We start from the raw sequence: 293 nt of genomic DNA, 5'->3' as shown, positions 1-293 counted from the left end.
GCTCAGAAATAGACTGTTTACTTCCCCACGGATAATGCTGAATAACATTATCTAATTTAAATAAAGACATAGATATTTCTTTGTATCACTTGCAAGTAATCAAACTTAGTCAGCTACTTAACATTAATCATTGACGCACCCAACTTGAGGGTAGCAGCGATATTTCGAGATGTTTGAGTCACGTTCATGCTCGCCTCTTGAAGCACTTGTTCAAGGCTCTGTGGTGAGCGAACAGTGGCAAAAGCACTGTCGATTGTGGCGTATAAATCATCGATTTCAGAACCTAAAGAACC

1 pseudogene is annotated in these 293 nt (G+C 39.6%); it reads right to left on the bottom strand.

Going from position 1 to position 293, the window contains the following annotated elements:
• Positions 1-113 precede the first annotated feature (113 nt).
• Positions 114-293 (bottom strand): annotated as a pseudogene (locus tag AB4486_RS24865) (glycerate kinase); the annotation flags it as partial.

The sequence above is a fragment of the Vibrio sp. 10N.222.55.C6 genome, from assembly GCF_041473395.1.
Lineage (GTDB): Bacteria > Pseudomonadota > Gammaproteobacteria > Enterobacterales > Vibrionaceae > Vibrio > Vibrio crassostreae_C.
The sequence above is the reverse complement of the archived record's forward strand: the minus strand, read 5'-3'. Positions and strand labels throughout refer to the sequence as shown.